Consider the following 17,221-nt stretch of genomic DNA (forward strand, 5'->3'; position numbering starts at 1 on the left):
AACCCATGAGCGTTGAAGTCAAAGTTCCCAACCTGCCCGAATCCGTTTCGGATGCCACCGTCGCCAAGTGGCACAAGAAACCCGGGGACGGGGTCGAGCGAGACGAGGTTCTAGTCGACCTGGAGACCGACAAGGTCGTGCTCGAGGTGCCGGCTCCTGCAGACGGCGTGCTCTCCGACATCAGCGCCGAAGAGGGCGAAACCGTTACCGAGGGCCAGCTGCTTGGCCAGATGGACGAAGGCGAAGCGCCGAGCAAGTCCGAAGAAGAGGATTCCGACAAGGAAGACGGCGGGGAAAAGGCACAGGACAAGGATCAGAAGGACGGCGACAAGGGCGACAAGTCCCGGAGCAAGGGAGACAAGGACACGAAAGAGTCCGGCAAGTCCAAGGGCTCGGACAAGGACCTCCCGCCCTCTGCACGCCGCCTGGTGGCGGAAAACGATCTGGACGCCGGCGAAATCGAGGGCAGCGGCCGCGGCGGCCGCATCACCAAGGGTGATGTGATCAGCCACATGGCCGGCGGCGCCACCGGCCCACGCCCGGAAGAACGCGTCAAGATGTCACGGCTTCGCTCGCGCATCGCCGAGCGCATGAAGGAGGCCCAGAACACCGCCGCCATCCTGACCTCGTTCAACGAGGTCGACCTCAAGGCGGTCATGGACATCCGAAGCCGTTACAAGGAAGACTTCCAGAACAAGCACGGCATCAAGCTCGGCTTCATGTCCTTCTTCGTCAAGGCCGCCTGCGAAGCGCTGCAAAAGCATCCGGTGGTCAACGCCTCGGTGGACGGCGACGAAATCATCTACCACGGCTACCAGGACATCGGCATTGCCGTGTCCACCGATCGCGGCCTGGTCGTGCCGGTCCTGCGTGATGCCCACCGCATGGGGCTGGCCGAAATCGAACAAGGCATTGCCGACTACGCCGAAAAGGCCAGGAAGGGCTCGATCCAGCTCGAGGACCTCCAGGGCGGCACCTTCACCATCACCAACGGCGGCGTGTTCGGCTCGCTGCTGTCGACGCCGCTGCTGAACATGCCGCAGTCGGCGATCCTGGGCATGCACACCATCAAGGAACGCCCTGTGGCCATCGACGGCGAAATCGTCATCCGCCCCATGATGTATATCGCCCTGTCCTACGACCACCGAATCATCGACGGCAAGGACGCCGTCCAGTTCCTGGTGGCCCTCAAGGAAGGTCTCGAAGACCCGGCGCGCATGCTGCTGGGGCTGTAAAAAAAACAATTATGTCCACAGATGAACACAGATAAACACAGATGGAAAAGATCGGCTACCAACTTGATCCCATCACGACTGTATCTCTCGTTGAGCTACTAAAAACCAATAATTCAGTAATTATTTAATAAAGTATTTGTCTTTTAAATCTGTGTTCATCTGTGGACCAATAAGCAGTTTCAAATTAAGGAATACAAATGGCTGACAAGGAATTCGATCTGATCGTTATCGGCGGCGGCCCCGGTGGGTATGTGGCCGCTATTCGTGCCGCGCAGCTCGACATGAAGGTGTTGCTGGTCGACGACCGGCAGAATGACGACGGCAAGCCCGCTCCGGGTGGCACCTGCCTGAACATCGGCTGCATTCCGTCAAAGGCCCTGCTGGATTCTTCCAAGCATTTCGCACATGTGCAGCACGACTACGCCGACCACGGCATCCAAATCGAGAAGGCCAGCATCGACGTCGGCAAGATGCTCGAACGCAAGGACGGCGTGGTCAAACAGCTCACCGGCGGGGTTACCCAGCTTTTGAAAGCCAACAAGGTCGAGTTCGTCAACGGACGCGGCAAGCTCCTGGCCGACCGTGAAGTGGAGCTTTCCCCGCACGATGGCGATGCCTATACCGTCAAGGGCAAGCAGGTTCTGCTCGCCGCCGGCTCGGTATCGTTTTCGATCCCCAATGTGGAAATCGACAACGAAACCATCGTCGACAATATCGGTGCACTGGAATTTCCTGAAGTCCCCGGGCGCCTGGGGGTCATCGGCGCCGGCGTCATCGGCCTGGAGATGGGCAGTGTCTGGTCGCGCCTGGGCAGCGACGTGATGCTGTTCGAGGCGATGGACGAATTCCTGCCTACCATCGACAAGGACATGTCGCGGGTTGCGGCGCGCGAGTTCAAGAAACAGGGCCTCGATATTCGACTCGGTACCAAGGTATCCGGCGCCGAAATCAAGGACGGAAAAATCACCGTCACCTACGAGGACAAGGACGGCGAGCAAAGCGAAAGCTTCGACAAACTGCTGGTCGCCGTCGGCCGCAAGGCTGCCACGGAAGGCCTGCTGGCCGACGATTCCGGCGTAAAGCTGACCGACCGCGGCCAGGTCGAGGTCGACGATCACTGCCGTACGGCCGTCGATGGCGTCTGGGCCATCGGCGACCTGGTGCGTGGCCCCATGCTCGCGCACAAGGCTTCCGAGGAAGGCATTGCCGTGGCCGAGACCATCGCCGGCGGCCACGGTCACTTCGGCCACGACACCGTGCCCTGGGTCATCTACACCGACCCGGAAATCGCCTGGGTCGGCAAGACCGAGAAGGAACTCAAGGAAGAAGGCGTCGAGTACCGCGCCGGCAACTTCCCGTTCGCCGCCACCGGCCGAGGGCTGGCCATGGGCGACGCGCCCGGCTCGGTCAAGGTCATCGCCGATGCTGAAACAGACCGCGTTCTGGGCGTGCAGATCGTCGGCCCCAACGCCTCCGAATTGATCGCCGAATGCGTGGTCACGATGGAGTTCGCGGGCTCATCCGAAGACCTGGCCCGCATCATCCATGCCCACCCGACCCTGTCGGAGGCCGTCCATGAAGCCGCGCTGGCGGTGGACAAGCGGGCGATTCACAAGGCCAACTGACACCGGGCACCTCGCTTGCAGGATGCAACCATGAGCAACGCAGTCCCAGACACTTTCAGGGCCTTCCGCATCAACGACGACGAGGACGGCTACCGGGCCGAGCTGGTCGAGCAGTCGATCGACGAGCAGGCGCAAGGCGATGTCGTCATCAAGGTCGCCTACTCCAGCGTCAACTACAAGGACGCGCTGGCCGGTACCGGCAAGGGCAAAATCCTGCGCAAGTTTCCACTCAACGGCGGCATCGACGCCGCTGGAACCGTGGTGCAGTCCGAATCCACCGATTTCTCCGAGGGCGACGAGGTCGTCATCACCGGCAGCGGGCTCTCGGAGACCCGGGACGGCGGCTACAGCGAATACCTGCGCGTGCCCTCGGACTGGCTGGTGCCACTGCCCAAAGGCCTCAGCCTGTATGAAGCCATGGTCCTGGGCACAGCAGGATTCACGGCCGCACTCGGGCTTTGGCGCATGGAAGCCAACGGTCAGGTGCCGACCATGGGCGCACTCGCGGTCACTGGCGCCAGCGGCGGTGTGGGCTCACTGGCAACCGACATCTACTCGGCCGCCGGATACGACGTTTCCGCCATCTCCGGCAAGGAAGACGAGTTCGACTGGCTGCACGAACTAGGCGCCAAGCAATGCATTTCACGGCACGAACTTTACTGGCCGGAGTCGCCCCTGGCATCGGCACAGTTCGCTGGCGCACTCGACAACGTGGGCGGGGACATGCTGTCGGGTCTAACGCGGGTGATCAAGCCCTGGGGCAATATCGCTTCCTGCGGGATGGCCGGTGGCATCGGGCTGAATACCACCGTCATGCCCTTCATCATCCGCGGCATCACGCTGCTCGGGATCAATTCAGCCGGTTGCCCCTACCCCATTCGCAAGGACTTGTGGGATCGCCTGGCTGGCAAGTGGCGCCCTCGCCACCTTGACAAGATTGCCGCGCCCACCGTCAGCCTCGATGACCTTTCCGGCGCCTTCGAACAGCTTCTCGCTGGTCGCGCCCGGGGGCGGATCATCGTCGAGGTAAACGGGTCCTGAGGCTGACCGGGGAGCGGACTCACATGCCCTCTTTCGGGTATGATGGTGCCGATTGAGCTTGAGCAATACAACAGTCAAGAAGGGATTCACATGGCCAAGATTCTGATCGTAGACGACTCCGAGACCCACTTGTACTCGCTGCAGAAAATGGTTGAAGGTGGCGGCCACGAAGTGATCACCGCCTCCAGCGGTGAAGAAGGCGTCGAACAAGCCAAGGCGCACATACCCGATGTCATTCTCATGGACATCGTCATGCCCGGCCTGAACGGTTTTCAGGCCACCCGCCGTATCGCCAAGGAAGAGTCGACTTCCAACGTCCCGATCATTTTCGTGACGACGAAGGATCAGGAAACCGACCGTATCTGGGGCATGCGCCAGGGTGCAGCCGCCTACATCACCAAGCCGGTCGACAAGAAGGAACTGCTCAAGGCGATTGACGGCGCACTCGGCGGCTGAGCATCGGCTCAACGTCAATAATGCGGCAGGAACAATGACGGCGTCCGTGACTGTCGGTGACCAGGTACCCGAAGCGACATTGACCGTCATGACGCCGGAAGGCCCTGCCGGCCGGTCGACCACTGTCCTGTTCGGCGCCGGCACGACAGTCCTGTTCGCGGTTCCGGGCGCTTTCACACCGACCTGCTCTGCCCGTCACCTGCCCGGCTTTGTCGAGCGCACCCCGGAAATCCGGAAAGCCGGCGCCGACCGCATCGTCTGCATGGCGGTCAATGACATATTCGTCATGGATGCCTGGGGCAAGTCGGTCGGCGTCGGTGAAGCCATGGTGATGGCCGCCGACGGCAATGGCGATTTCACGCGGGCGCTCGGTCTCGAAATGGATTCCACCGGATTCGGCATGGGCAAGCGCTCCCAGCGCTTCGCCATGATCATTACCGACGGCGTGATCAAGCACTTGATGGTCGAGGGTCCAGGCGAGTTCCGGGTTTCCAGCGCGGACAACGTTCTCGATAGGATGAGTGCCGGCGACTGACCCACGAGGCCGTTGCCTCAGCCGCCGTCACCCGGATAGCGAACCGGATTGACGCCCTGCGGCTCGATCCACCCGAGTTGGAATCCGACCCACAGCAGAATGACCAGCCCCAGTGACAGACTGACGCGCCAGGTCAGGCGCTTGACGGTCCGTTCACCTTCTCCTGAGTCCCTGACGAGAAAATAGAAGCTCGAGGCCAGCGTGTAGAGGATGACGATGAATGCGCCGATGATCAGGACTTTACTGAGCAATGCGAAGCTCCGGGACGAGTGTCCGGTGAATTATAATCCCCTCACGTCATGATCAGGTCCTCGTCTCCCCTCATCCGCTGGCTGCCCCACGTTGCGGCCGTGCTCGTGATCCTCATGTGCGCGCGCCTGGCGGTATGGCAGTTCGACCGTGCCGAGGAGAAGCGCGGCCTGCTTGATGCCTGGGAGCGAGCCGACGCCGTCACCCTTGAGGAGGCTGCCGGGCAGGCGGCCGTCTACGCCCGGGTTCGCGCGAGCGGGCGCTTCGATCCGGACAGACACATCCTGCTGGACAACCAGATCCGTGCAGGCCAAGCGGGCGTTCACGTTTTCACACCATTCCAGCCAGAAGGCACGGAACGGGCATGGCTGGTCAACAGAGGCTGGCATCCCCTGAAGAGTCGTCAATCCGCCCTTCCCGAGATCGAGACGCCATCGGAGTCGCTCGTGATCACCGGACGCATCGTCAATCCGCCACGCGTCGGACGGCAGCTGGGGGACGCCCGCCAGCCCGATTCCGACAACTGGCCCAACCTGGCCACCTATCTCGATCTCGAGCGCGTCGAAACGGCCCTGGGGGACGAGCTGGCCGACCGGGTCATCCTGCTTGAACCGGACCATCCGGCGCACCTGACCGGCGACGAATGGCGCCCGGTCAATTTCGGACCCGACCGTCACCGGGCTTATGCCTGGCAGTGGATCACGATGGCGGTCGTGGTGTTTTTCATCTGGGTCGCGCTGACCTGGCGTAGCTTCAGGAACCGCTGATCGATCATGAACAAACCCGTTGTTTTCGCCGTACTGGCACTATTTCTCGTTCCGATCGTCATTGCCGTGCTGCTCAACAGCCAGTGGCTGGACTGGCGGCCGGACAGCACCCGCAATCACGGGGAACTGCTCGAACCGGCCGTTCGGCTGCCCGAATTCGAGCTCACCACCAGCTCGGGCGAGACCGTCACGCGTGAGACGCTGGAAGGCCAGTGGCAGCTCCTGCACTACCGCGCCGCCGGCTGCAATGAGGCCTGCCTGGAAGATCTCTACTGGTTGCGCCAGATCAGGCGGGCACAGGACCGCCACCAGCCCGAAGTGGCCCTGATGTTCGTCACCCCCGGAAAGCTGGAGACCGACGTTCTCGACGAAATCCACGAACTGGCGGACGACTACCGGGTGTTTGCCGGCGAAGCCGGCGGTTCACTGTCCACCGCATTTCCCGATGCCGGCCTGGAGGCAATCAGCTACATCGTCGACCCCAGGGGACATATAATATTGCGTTACCCGCAGGATGCGGACTTCAATGGCATGCGCCGCGATCTTTCGCGCCTGCTTACCTGGACGCAGACCGGGCCCGAATAGCACCGAAGCCCTGGCACACCCACCATTCCCGACGAGCGCACATGACGGCAGCGACTGCATCAATCTGGCAGCGAACGCGGTTCTTTCTGGGCTTGTGCAAGCTCAAGGTCGTCGCGTTGATCGTCTTCACGGCCATCGTCGGCATGGCGCTGGCCGTCCCCGGCATGATTCCGCTCGACGCCCTCGTCTGGGGCACGCTCGGCATCGGCATGGCCGCGGCCTCGGCAGCGGCCATCAACCACCTTCTGGACGAACGCGCCGATCGGATCATGGCGCGTACCCGCAACCGCCCGCTACCCACGAATCAGCTCAATCGCCGCCAGGCCCTGATTTTCGCCCTGACGCTGGCGGCCGTGTCCATGCTGATCCTCGGCCTGCTGGTCAACCCGCTAACCGCGGTTCTGACTTTCGCCAGCCTGATCGGCTACGCCGTCATCTACACCGCCTGGCTCAAGCGGGCCACCCCGCAGAATATCGTGATTGGCGGTGCAGCCGGTGCGGCGCCACCGGTTCTGGGCTGGGTGGCCGTGACCGGCGAGATCCATGCCCATGCCCTGATCCTGTTCCTGATCATCTTCGTGTGGACACCGCCCCATTTCTGGGCGCTGGCCATTCACCGGCGCGAGGACTACGCTGCCGCCGACGTGCCCATGCTACCGGTCACCCACGGCGTCAAATTCACGCGATGGCAGATCCTGTTCTATACCATCATCCTGGTGCTGGTCACGTTATTGCCATGGCTGACCGGCATGAGCGGACTGGCCTATCTGGTCGGCGCCATTGTTCTCGACATCGGATTCCTGGGCTACGCCGTCGCCATCATGCGTTCGAATAACGAGCAGCTTCCCATGAGCATGTTCAACTATTCGGTCGTCTACCTGATGGTCCTGTTCGCCTTCCTCCTGATTGACCATTATCTGTTCAAGACTTCCGCGCAAGGACTTCTTCTGCAATGACCGACAACCGGAACGCCAACACGCCGCTGCACAGCCTCGAATCGCACGACAACTTCGTCGCGCGTCACATCGGTCCGGACCCGGACGAGATGAACCAGATGCTGGATACCGTCGGCAGCGAATCACTCGAAAGCCTGGTGCTGGAGACCATGCCGGGAAGCATCCGCAGCCAACGGCCACTGGACTTGCCGGCTGCCGAGAACGAAGAGCGTGTACTCGAACGCATCCGTGAAATGGCCTCGCACAACACGCTCGCCCATTCCATGATCGGGCTGGGCTACCACCCGACGCTGACTCCGCCGGTCATCCTGCGCAACGTCCTGGAGAACCCGGGCTGGTACACCGCCTACACGCCCTACCAGGCCGAGATTTCCCAGGGTCGGCTGGAAGGGATGCTCAACTTCCAGCAAATGATCATGGACCTGACCGGCATGGAACTGGCCAACGCATCGCTGCTGGATGAGGCAACCGCCGCTGCCGAGGCCATGGCCATGCTCAAGCGGGTCAACCGAAAGAACAAGAGCGACACCTTTCTGGTCGACGCCAATTGCCTGCCGCAGACCATCGACGTGGTCAGCAATCGCGGCCGGCACCTGGGTATCGACGTGCAAGTGTGCGACAACCTGACGGCGGCACTCTCCGACACGGACTGTTTCGGCGTGCTTATCCAGTATCCCGGCGCCAACGGGGCCGTCGAATCACTCGATGAAGTCGTCGCCGAAGCGCACGAACGCGGGGCCCAGGTCGCGGTCGCCACCGATCCGATGGCGCTGCTCATGCTCGAGTCGCCCGGAAAGGCCGGTGCCGACGTCGTGGTCGGCAGCGCCCAGCGCTTCGGCGTTCCGATGGCCTACGGCGGGCCGCACGCGGCCTTCTTCGCCACGCGCGAGGACTACCGCCGCAGCGTCCCCGGCCGCATCATCGGCGTATCGAAGGATCGCTACGGCAACCCCGCCCTGCGCATGGCGCTGCAGACCCGCGAGCAGCACATCCGCCGCGAGAAGGCCATGAGCAACATCTGCACCGCCCAGGCCCTGCTCGCGGTCATGGCCGGTTTTTACGCCGTCTGGCACGGGCCCGAAGGCCTGACCAGAATCGCGCGCCGAATCCACCGCCAGACCTGCATCCTGGCTCGCGGCATCGTCGAGGTCGGATTCGAGCTCGAAAGCGAGCAATTCTTCGACACCCTCTCCGTTCGCGTTGATGAGCCCGAACGCCAGGCCCTGCTCCACCGCGCCCAACAGGCCGGCATCAACCTGCGCGCCGACCGCCAGGGCTTCATCGGCATCAGTCTCAGCGAACAGACGCGCCGCCACCACCTGTCGAGCCTGCTGGGCATTTTCCGCGGCAACAAGGCCGACGATATCGCCACGCTCGACGAGCGACTCGACGCCGATTTCCAGGCCATTCCCGATGAGCTCAGGCGTCGTACGCCTTACCTGGAGCACGAGGTGTTCGGCCGCTACCACTCCGAGACCGAGATGCTGCGCTATCTCAAGCGCCTGGAGAATCGCGACCTGAGCCTGGCCCACGCCATGATCCCGCTGGGCTCGTGCACCATGAAGCTCAACGCCACCGCCGAGATGATACCCATCACCTGGCCGGAGTTCGCCGAGATCCATCCCTTCTGCCCCTGGGACCAGGCGCGCGGATATCACCAGCTCATCGCCGAACTCGAGGGCATGCTGCGCCAGATCACCGGGTTCGACGCCGTCTCGCTCCAGCCCAACGCGGGCTCGCAGGGCGAGTACGCCGGCCTGCTGGCCATCAAGGGCTGGCACGAGCACAACGGCAACAGTAATCGCGATGTCTGCCTGATTCCCTCCTCGGCGCACGGCACCAACCCGGCCAGCGCCCAGATGACGGGCATGGACATCGTCGTGGTGAAGTGTGACCGCCAGGGCAACATCGACCTCGATGATCTCGGCTACAAGATCGAGGCACACAAGGATCGCCTGGCCGCCCTGATGATCACCTATCCGTCCACGCACGGCGTTTTCGAAGAGGACGTCGTCACGATCTGTGAACAGGTCCGCAAGGCAGGAGGCCTGGTCTACCTCGACGGCGCCAATCTCAACGCCCTGGTCGGCTGGTCACGCGTGGCGCAGTACGCCGATGTCTGTCATCTCAACCTGCACAAGACCTTCTGCATTCCGCACGGCGGCGGCGGGCCGGGGATCGGCCCCATCGGCGTGCGCGAACACCTGATTCCCTTCCTGCCCGGCCACGGCAGTGGCCTGCTTGGACCGGAATTCGGCGCCAACCCAGCGGTAGCCGCTGCGCCCTGGGGCAGCGCCGGAATACTGCCGATTCCGTGGGTCTACATCCGCTTGATGGGCGGAGACGGCCTCCAGCGAGCCACCGAGGCGGCCATTCTCAATGCCAACTACATTGCCAAGCGGCTCGACGGCCATTACGACATTCTCTACACCGGTCGGAATGGACGCATCGCGCACGAGTGCATTGTCGATCTGCGCCCGTTCAAGGAAAGCGCCGGCATCACGGAGGAGGACGTGGCCAAGCGCATGATCGACTACGGTTTCCACGCCCCGACCATGTCCTGGCCGGTACCGGGTACGCTGATGATCGAGCCGACCGAGAGCGAATCGAAGGCCGAGCTGGATCGATTCATTCAGACCATGATCGCCATCCGGCGCGAGATCGAGCGCGTGGCCAGCGGTGAATGGGAGGCCGAGGACAATCCACTCAAGAACGCGCCGCACACGATCGAGGAACTGGGCTCGGACCAATGGGACCATGCCTACAGCCGTCAGGACGCCGGCTGGCCAGTTAAGGAGCTGCGCCTGGGCAAGTTCTTCGCTCCCGTCGGACGCGTCGACAACGTCTTCGGCGACCGCAACCTGGTCTGCTCCTGCCCGCCGATGGAGGACTGGCTGGAAGCTGGTTGAGAGTGTGGTCAGGGGCCGGGTTTTGACGGCCGTGGGCCTGCTTCGGTTCGACGCGGTGGCGAGGCCCTCAGCAGGCCCACGGCCGCCAAAACCCGGCGCGGCTTAGTTGGGTTGGTAACGCCAATAGAGCGTTTGTCCCGGCTGGGTGATATCCGCTGAAGGCCTCGCCACCGCGTCGAACTGAAGCGGATGTCGCCCGGCCGGGACAAACGCGGTCCCGACCGAAGCCAACCTCTAGCTACACAGAGCGCTTGCGCCGGGCCGGTGATATTCGCTGAAGGCCTCGCCACCGCGTCGAACTGAAGCGAATGTCGCCGGCTCGGCGCAAGAGCGGTTCCGACCGAAGCCCACCTCAAACTGAATAGAAAGCGCGCGCCCCGCGAACGGGGCGCACATGATCATCCGGAATAGACCCTTATTGCGTCTTTACGGGCGGCTCGGGCCGCTCCGGGAAGGTCGGCGGATCGGCTTCGATCTGCTTCATCACTTCCTCAATGGCGCGCTCGAGCTGCGGGTCCTCGCCGGCAATCACGCTGGCGGGGTCGTTGTCGACCTCGATGTCGGGTTCGACCCCCTCGCCTTCAATCACCCATTCCCCCTCGGTGTTGAGGAATCCGAATTCGGGTACGTTGACCGAGCCGCCGTCGATCACCGGTCCGTGGCTGGTGATACCGATCACCCCGCCCCAGGACTTCTTGCCGATCAGCGGCCCGAGACCGGCATTGCGGAACTGCCACGGAAAGATGTCGCCGTCGGAGGCCGAGTTCTCGTCGAGAATCGCCGCCATGTGGCCGTTGAAAGCCTGGTTCGGATAGGTCGAGACATTCGGCTGGGTGCGCGAATAACCCAGAGAGAGCGGCTTGCGCGACAGACGCTCGATGAGCATCTGCGAGACGTTGCCGCCGCCGTTCGAGCGAACGTCGATGACCAGGCCTTCCTTGCGGATCTGGCCATAGAACCACTTGATGAACTCGCGAATACCGTTCGGCCCCATGTCGGGTACGTGCAGGTAGCCGACGCGACCGTCCGTGGCCTCGGTGACCCGGCGATGATTGTCGAGCACCCAGGCAAGGTAGAACAGGTCGCTTTCGCTGCCGATCGGTTCGACCAGAACCTCGCGCTTGTCCCCGCCGGATGCACTCGAAGAGACGGTCAGCGCGAGCGCCTGGCCGCTCGGCAACGTCAGGCGACGGAAGATGTTGTCTTCCGCGGTCAGCGCCTGCCCGTTGATGGCCAGGATGTAATCGCCTTCGGCGACATCCGCGCCGGCCCGGGTCAGCGGCGAGCGGTAGCGCGGCTCGTCGTTCTGTCCCTCGAGAATGCGGGCAACGCGATAGCGATCGTTGTCGATCTCGAAGCGCGCCCCCAGCAGGGCGACGGACGGCCGCTCCGGCAAGCGCTCATCGCCGCCGGCGACATAGGCGTGCGAAACATTGAGCTCGGCGATCATCTCGCCCATCAGGTAATTGAGATCGCTGCGATGGGCGACGTGTTCGAGCAGCGGGCGATAGCGATCGCGCAGGCCTTCCCAGTCGTAGCCGTGCATGTTGGCTACGTAGAAGTGATCCCGGAAGCGGCGCCAGACCTCGTCGAAGATGGTCTCCCACTCGGCGGTTGGATCGATACGCGCCTGCATGCCGGACGTGGCCACATCCTCGCTCTCACCGCCTTCCTTGGCAATGGGATAGACCTTCCAGCTGCTGCCGCTGCGAACCAGCATCTGCTTGGCATTCATGCTGGGGTCGGCGTCGGCGATATTGGTGGCAAAATCGACCACCTTCTTGTCTTCGAACTTGAACAGCTTCAGCCGCGGTGGATCGGCAGGCCCGCGACCGTAGTAGAACGCGTCGCTTTCACCGAACAGGATGCCGTTCTCGGCGACGGTCAGCGCCATGTAGTTTCCGGGATCGACGGGAACGCGGATCACCCGGTCGGCCAGCCCCTCGAAATCGATCTTGGTGCTGGGCTCGGTATCGCCATTCTTGCCGTTTCCGTTCTCGTCTTCCTCGCCGTTGCCGTTCTTGTCGTCGGCCTTCATGCCGGTCTCTTCGGCGTCCTCCGGCGCGAAGGGATTCTCGGCCGAAGCATCGAGGATGAAGGCATAGATGCCGGTGGTGCGGTTGGTGGCGTAATTCCACTCGCGGCCGGAAATCTGCGGGGAGAATTCCCTGTCGGCCAGGTAGTAGAGATAGTCCCCGTCAGGAGAAAAGTCCGGCTCGGCTTCAGAGAATAGCCCCTCGGTAAGGCGTCGCGTCTCCTTTTCGGCCACGGAGTAGAGGTGCAGCGCGCGCAGCCCCGACTCCTCGGTCAGGCTGAAGGCCAGCCATTGTCCGTCGGGAGACCAGGCGTAGTCGCGGTTACGCCAGCCTTCGTCACGCGCCACGCGCTCGAGTTCACCATCCCCGTCAGCACGCACCACATAGATATAGCCTTCCTTGTCCGACACGGCGATACGCGCCCCGTCCGGCGAGAAGCGCGGGTCGTAGAAGCGCGTTTCGTTGTCCGAGGTCAGGGCGCGCGGCGCTTCACTTCCGTCAGCGGGCACGAGGTAAAGTTCTTCCTCGCCGCCGGCGTCGGAGACGAAGACGATACTCTCGCCATCCGGGGACCAGTCCGCCTCGCGGTCGTGGGCGGTGGAACGACCGGTCAGGTTGCGGGCCACGCCCTCGCCCACCGGGACGTTGAACAGATTACCGCGAGCTTCGAACAACACCCGCTTGCCCGTCGGGCTCAGCCGCGCGCTGTGGATTTGCTCCGAGACATCGACCACGCGCTCGCGGCGATTGATGCCGTCGTCCGGGACGGTGATCTCGATCCCGGTATCGCTGCCGTCGCGGGTGTCGAAAACCCGCAGGCGGCCGCCAAGCTCATAGACGATCCGGCCTTCGGAGCCGGCGCTGGCCCAGCGGACGTCGAATTCGTCATGGGTCGTGAGCTGTTCGGTCGCTCCACTGTCCGGGTCGACCCGGTACAGATCCAGCGTGCCGTCACGGTCTGATACGAAATAGCCCTGCCCGTCGATCCACATCGGATCGCGCTCGGTGCGTTCATGATCGGTGATCTGGCGCGCCTCCCCGGACTCCAGATCGAACAGCCAAAGATCCTGTGCCCAGCCGCCCTCATAGCGCTTCCAGGTGCGAAAATCTCGGAATAACGGTGAATAGAAGACGTGCTCACCGTCATCGGTGAACGTCCCGGCACCGGATACCGGCATTGGCAGAGCCTCGGGCAGGCCGCCGCGGCGCGCAACCGTGAAGAGTCCCGCCGTCGACGAGCCCCAGGCATCACGGTAGGAGCGGAACAGCACCGACTCGCTGTCCGGCGTCCAGCCGTAGACCTGGTTGTCGTAACCCCAGCGCGCCGGCAGTGGCCCCGAGGCCGGGTACCAGGTCAGCTGCTCGGGTTCGCTGCCCGATGATGACATTACGTAGACCTGCTCGTCACCGCCATACTGCCCGGTAAAAGCGATCCAGCGCCCGTCGGGCGAGAATTTTGGAAAGAGTTCGAGGCCGGGGTGCGCCGTCAAGCGCCAGGCCGCACCGCCGTCGATCGGCGCCGACCAAAGGTCGCCCCCGTAGCTGAAGACGACGCGCTCGCCGTGAATGTCCGGGAATCTGAGCAGCTGAGTATCGGCCATGGAAGCTGCGGCGAAAAACGCCAGTGAAAGACCGGCCAGACACTTTGATAGCAACGGGTTTCGAATCATGAGCACGAACCATCTCCAGAGTGACGTTGGTCGAGATAGTACTACAGCGCTCTTCAAGGCCGAGCGTGACAAAAGTAACGGGTGGCTCCGTCTGGCTACATCAAGCGGTGAAACAATCACCCTCATGCGGTATGCTCCGTTCGGCGCCGAAACAAAACGTGCCGGAGGCGTCTTCGATGCCAACCGGCGCGGGAATCGGAAAACGAAAATCTGACAGCCGAGAAAACACTTGCGCGACCGCTACTCATCGATATCCCGCCCCTCCACCGGTCTTACACGATTTACCACCTGGGTTGTTGTGTCGACCCTTCTTCTCGCAGCCGGCGTATTCGCTGCCGAGGACGAACGCCAGTGGGTACGCCTGCATCCTGACGCTGCAGACAGCCTTCAGGCGTCGAGGGCTGCGGATGAATCCCTGTCCGACTACGGCAGTTTTCAGTGGGGGCAACTCGGACAGGATCAGATTGAACAACTGCGTGACGAGGGCCAGCGCGTCGTCGTCGAAGAAAACCCTTTCGAGCTGGCGCTCGGCGGCCGGCGTTTCGATCCGGCGCAGGCCAGATCTGTCGCTGACAGCCGAAAAATCGATGCTCGAGGCGATTTCTACCTGATTCAATTCAAGGGGCCGATCCGAAAGGGCTGGCTACGCTCCCTGCGTGCCCGGGACATCGAGCTGGTCCAGCCCCTGCATCCTTTCAGTTACATCGTCTGGTCCGCAGCAGAACCGATGAATGCCGCGAGATCCATGCCAGGCGTTCGCTGGAACGGCCCCATGCAGACCGACTGGAAACTGCCGCCCGGACGCCGGATTTCAAAGCCCGGCAAACGGCCGACGATGGCCGTGGCCAGCACCCATGCCGACACGCCAACCCTCCGGGCCAGGCTGATGGAATTCGGAAAGGTTCGCGGCATAACTCCGCTCGACCGCCATCTGGATATCGTTCACATGGAAGCCGACGGCCGTGATTACCCCGATATCGCCGCGATTCCGGGAATCCTCACCGTCCAGCAGATCCCACAGGAGACTGCGCCACGCGGGGAGATGAGCAACCAGTCCATCGTCGCGGGCGAGACAGACAACATCCAGCCCGGCTACCAGGCATGGTTGAACGACACGGGCTACGACGGCAGCGGCATTGTCGTCGGTGTGGTCGACGGCCCGGTGCTGACATCCCACCAGGATCTTGATGGCCGCATAACGGCCTGTACCGGCACAAATGGCAGCTGTAGCGGCTCGGACAGTAACGCGCACGGCACCCACGTCGCCGGCGCCATCGCGGGGACCGGTGCTTCGGGAACGGTCGATGCCAGCGGCTTTCTGCGCGGCCAGGGCGTCGCACCCGGCGCGAAGATCGTCACGCAGGTCTATCAACCATTCCTCGACACCAGCTATCCCGGAGCGATGACGCCCGACGGCATGCTCAGGATTTATCAGGATTCGGTCCGCAGCGGTGCGCTGCTGACCAACAACTCATGGGGCCCCACGGGTTCCCCGCAGGGTTACGACATTCCCACCCGCCAGGTCGACATGATCACCCGTGATGCCGATCCGGATACAGCCGGCAATCAGCCATTGCTGCCGGTCTGGTCGATCATGAATGGTTATGGTGACAGTAGCGGTGCCTGCGCTCCCAGTTCGCTGGGGGCACCCGACGAGGCCAAGAACCTCTTCGCCGTGGGTTCGACCTGGCTGCACAACAACAGCGGCAGCCAGCCGACGGATATCTTCGGCATTTCCGCCAATTCCGGCCACGGCCCGGCCTGCGACGGCCGGCGCGTTCCGCACATCGTTGCACCGGGCTGCTCGACCGACAGTACCAGCCGGAACAACAGCGGGAATCCTACTTACGAACTCATGTGTGGCACATCCATGGCCTCGCCGGTGGTCAGCGGGGCGATTGCGGTCTGGGCCCAGAAGTACTTCGACCAAACCGGCACGTATCCTTCGCCCGCGTTGATCAAGGCCGTATTTACCGCCTCGGCCCGCGATCTCGCCGGCGAAACCAATGCCGACGGCCAAACCATGGATCACCGGCCCGACCGCTTCCAGGGCTACGGCCGGCTCGATCTCGATTCGGTCATGAATGACGACTCACCGGTTCTTCTATACGACCAGAAAACCGTCCTCGACGACTCGGGCCAGCATTGGTCGCTGGAGTTTCAGGCCAGCGACGCAGGCAACCCCGTCCGCGTCATGCTCGCCTGGACCGACGCACCCGGCCACGGTCTGGGGGGTGAGACACCGGCATGGGTCAACAACCTGGACCTGAGTATCGATGCCGGGGGCTACACCTACCTCGGTAACGTTATCGGCGCCGACGGCTCGTCCGAAGCGGGCGGAACCGCTGATGAGAAGAACAATCTCGAAGGCCTCTACCTGCCCCCTGAACAACAAGGCCCCGTCATGACCGCCAAGATCGTGGCCAGCGAGTTGGCGGGCGATGCCCTCAATCCATATGACCCCGGAACCGCAAAGCAGGATTTCGCGCTGGTCTGCCACAATTGCCGGACCTACACGGTCGACGCCGAACCCGGTGTGCTCGAAGCCTGCATCCCGCCAGAGGGCGCAACGAATCAGTACGACGTCACGGTCGCACTGGCGTCGATCGGCGATTACAGCGGAGACGTGAACCTGGATACTTCCGGTGAGGCTGGCGGCGTCAACTGGACGCTTGATCCTGACTCGGTAACCCTGCCAGGCTCATCGACCTGGACTTTCACCGTTGACGATTCGGCGATGCCGGGAGAATCGACCGTTTTTGTCGAAGGCGACGACGACCAGCTGCAGAATTCGGACAGATTGGTGCTGGATCTCGACGCCGATCTCGCGGCGCCGTCAATGCCCAGCCCGGCCGACGGAACCGAGCTCGATGAGGTTCGGCCGACATTCAGCTGGGGCACCCTCCCCGATGTCGGAACGTACGAAATCCAGATCGCGAACGACAGCGCCTTCGGAGATATCCTTTTCGACGAGCGCATTGAAGGCCCTTCGTATACCCCTACCAGCGATCTGGAGAAGTGGTCCAGCTATTACTGGCGGGTAAGGGGAGTCAACAACTGCGGAGGTGGCGCCTGGAGCGAGACTTTCAGCCTGAGTATCGGCGGAGTCTTCGCAGACCGCTTCGAGGCCTCTGACTGAGGCGCCGGCAACCGGTAC

General features: G+C 62.9%; 12 protein-coding genes. 10 read left to right on the top strand and 2 right to left on the bottom strand.

Features of this window, described 5'->3' with window-relative positions:
• Positions 1 to 5: 5 nt before the first annotated feature.
• The 5 genes from odhB to ACDC66_RS07420 all read left to right on the top strand — a co-directional run bounded on the left by odhB (position 6) and on the right by ACDC66_RS07420 (position 4,892).
• The gene (gene odhB / locus ACDC66_RS07400) at positions 6 to 1,235 is read left to right on the top strand and encodes a 2-oxoglutarate dehydrogenase complex dihydrolipoyllysine-residue succinyltransferase (protein ID WP_376696055.1); all 1,230 of its coding nucleotides are present in this window, start codon (positions 6 to 8) and stop codon (positions 1,233 to 1,235) included.
• Positions 1,236 to 1,432: 197 nt separating this feature from the next.
• The gene (gene lpdA / locus ACDC66_RS07405; RefSeq protein ID WP_376696056.1) at positions 1,433 to 2,860 is read left to right on the top strand and encodes a dihydrolipoyl dehydrogenase; all 1,428 of its coding nucleotides are present in this window, start codon (positions 1,433 to 1,435) and stop codon (positions 2,858 to 2,860) included.
• A 30-nt stretch (positions 2,861 to 2,890) separates the two neighbouring features.
• A complete protein-coding gene (locus ACDC66_RS07410) occupies positions 2,891 to 3,901 on the top strand; it encodes an oxidoreductase (RefSeq protein ID WP_376696057.1) in 1,011 nt (336 codons plus the stop codon).
• A 90-nt stretch (positions 3,902 to 3,991) separates the two neighbouring features.
• On the top strand, positions 3,992 to 4,357 hold the full coding sequence (locus tag ACDC66_RS07415) for a response regulator (RefSeq protein ID WP_376696058.1): 366 nt from the start codon (positions 3,992 to 3,994) through the stop codon (positions 4,355 to 4,357).
• Positions 4,358 to 4,391: 34 nt separating this feature from the next.
• Entirely contained in the window at positions 4,392 to 4,892 is a 501-nt protein-coding gene (locus tag ACDC66_RS07420) for a peroxiredoxin (protein ID WP_376696059.1), read from the top strand.
• Between the two features lie 17 nt (positions 4,893 to 4,909).
• On the opposite strand, the gene ACDC66_RS07425 is transcribed toward ACDC66_RS07420, so the two are convergent.
• Positions 4,910 to 5,143 carry a twin transmembrane helix small protein gene (locus ACDC66_RS07425; RefSeq protein WP_376696060.1) on the bottom strand — a complete coding sequence of 78 codons (234 nt, stop codon included), beginning with the start codon at positions 5,141 to 5,143 and terminating at the stop codon, positions 4,910 to 4,912.
• A gap of 48 nt (positions 5,144 to 5,191) precedes the next feature.
• On the opposite strand from ACDC66_RS07425, the gene ACDC66_RS07430 reads away from it, so the two are divergent.
• Genes ACDC66_RS07430 through gcvP form a run of 4 tightly spaced genes read left to right on the top strand, consistent with a single transcriptional unit; the run spans position 5,192 to position 10,358 of the window.
• Entirely contained in the window at positions 5,192 to 5,908 is a 717-nt protein-coding gene (locus ACDC66_RS07430; protein WP_376696061.1) for an SURF1 family protein, read from the top strand.
• A 6-nt stretch (positions 5,909 to 5,914) separates the two neighbouring features.
• The gene (locus tag ACDC66_RS07435; protein ID WP_376696062.1) at positions 5,915 to 6,493 is read left to right on the top strand and encodes an SCO family protein; all 579 of its coding nucleotides are present in this window, start codon (positions 5,915 to 5,917) and stop codon (positions 6,491 to 6,493) included.
• A gap of 41 nt (positions 6,494 to 6,534) precedes the next feature.
• A complete protein-coding gene (cyoE, locus tag ACDC66_RS07440) occupies positions 6,535 to 7,449 on the top strand; it encodes a heme o synthase (RefSeq protein WP_376696063.1) in 915 nt (304 codons plus the stop codon).
• Positions 7,446 to 10,358, top strand: coding sequence for an aminomethyl-transferring glycine dehydrogenase (gene gcvP, locus ACDC66_RS07445; RefSeq protein ID WP_376696064.1), 2,913 nt, complete (start codon positions 7,446 to 7,448; stop codon positions 10,356 to 10,358). Before cyoE ends, gcvP begins: the two co-directional genes overlap by 4 nt.
• 415 nt (positions 10,359 to 10,773) lie before the next feature.
• Here the strand turns inward: gcvP and ACDC66_RS07450 are convergent, their stop codons facing one another.
• Positions 10,774 to 13,995 carry a S41 family peptidase gene (locus ACDC66_RS07450; RefSeq protein ID WP_376696065.1) on the bottom strand — a complete coding sequence of 1,074 codons (3,222 nt, stop codon included), beginning with the start codon at positions 13,993 to 13,995 and terminating at the stop codon, positions 10,774 to 10,776.
• A gap of 367 nt (positions 13,996 to 14,362) precedes the next feature.
• Between ACDC66_RS07450 and ACDC66_RS07455 the strand changes: the two genes are divergently transcribed.
• A complete protein-coding gene (locus tag ACDC66_RS07455) occupies positions 14,363 to 17,203 on the top strand; it encodes a S8 family serine peptidase (RefSeq protein ID WP_376696066.1) in 2,841 nt (946 codons plus the stop codon).
• The last annotated feature ends 18 nt before the right edge of the window (positions 17,204 to 17,221 follow it).

The organism is Wenzhouxiangella psychrophila (assembly GCF_042310375.1).
In the GTDB taxonomy this organism is placed as follows: domain Bacteria; phylum Pseudomonadota; class Gammaproteobacteria; order Xanthomonadales; family Wenzhouxiangellaceae; genus Wenzhouxiangella.

Bases quoted from the DNA above. Each gene is read 5' to 3' on its own strand.
- odhB (WP_376696055.1), top strand. From the start codon at position 6: ATGAGCGTTGAAGTCAAAGTTCCCAACCTGCCCGAATCCGTTTCGGAT.
- lpdA (WP_376696056.1), top strand. From the start codon at position 1,433: ATGGCTGACAAGGAATTCGATCTGATCGTTATCGGCGGCGGCCCCGGT.
- ACDC66_RS07410 (WP_376696057.1), top strand. From the start codon at position 2,891: ATGAGCAACGCAGTCCCAGACACTTTCAGGGCCTTCCGCATCAACGAC.
- ACDC66_RS07415 (WP_376696058.1), top strand. From the start codon at position 3,992: ATGGCCAAGATTCTGATCGTAGACGACTCCGAGACCCACTTGTACTCG.
- ACDC66_RS07420 (WP_376696059.1), top strand. From the start codon at position 4,392: ATGACGGCGTCCGTGACTGTCGGTGACCAGGTACCCGAAGCGACATTG.
- ACDC66_RS07430 (WP_376696061.1), top strand. From the start codon at position 5,192: ATGATCAGGTCCTCGTCTCCCCTCATCCGCTGGCTGCCCCACGTTGCG.
- ACDC66_RS07435 (WP_376696062.1), top strand. From the start codon at position 5,915: ATGAACAAACCCGTTGTTTTCGCCGTACTGGCACTATTTCTCGTTCCG.
- cyoE (WP_376696063.1), top strand. From the start codon at position 6,535: ATGACGGCAGCGACTGCATCAATCTGGCAGCGAACGCGGTTCTTTCTG.
- gcvP (WP_376696064.1), top strand. From the start codon at position 7,446: ATGACCGACAACCGGAACGCCAACACGCCGCTGCACAGCCTCGAATCG.
- ACDC66_RS07450 (WP_376696065.1), bottom strand. From the start codon at position 13,995: ATGGCCGATACTCAGCTGCTCAGATTCCCGGACATTCACGGCGAGCGC.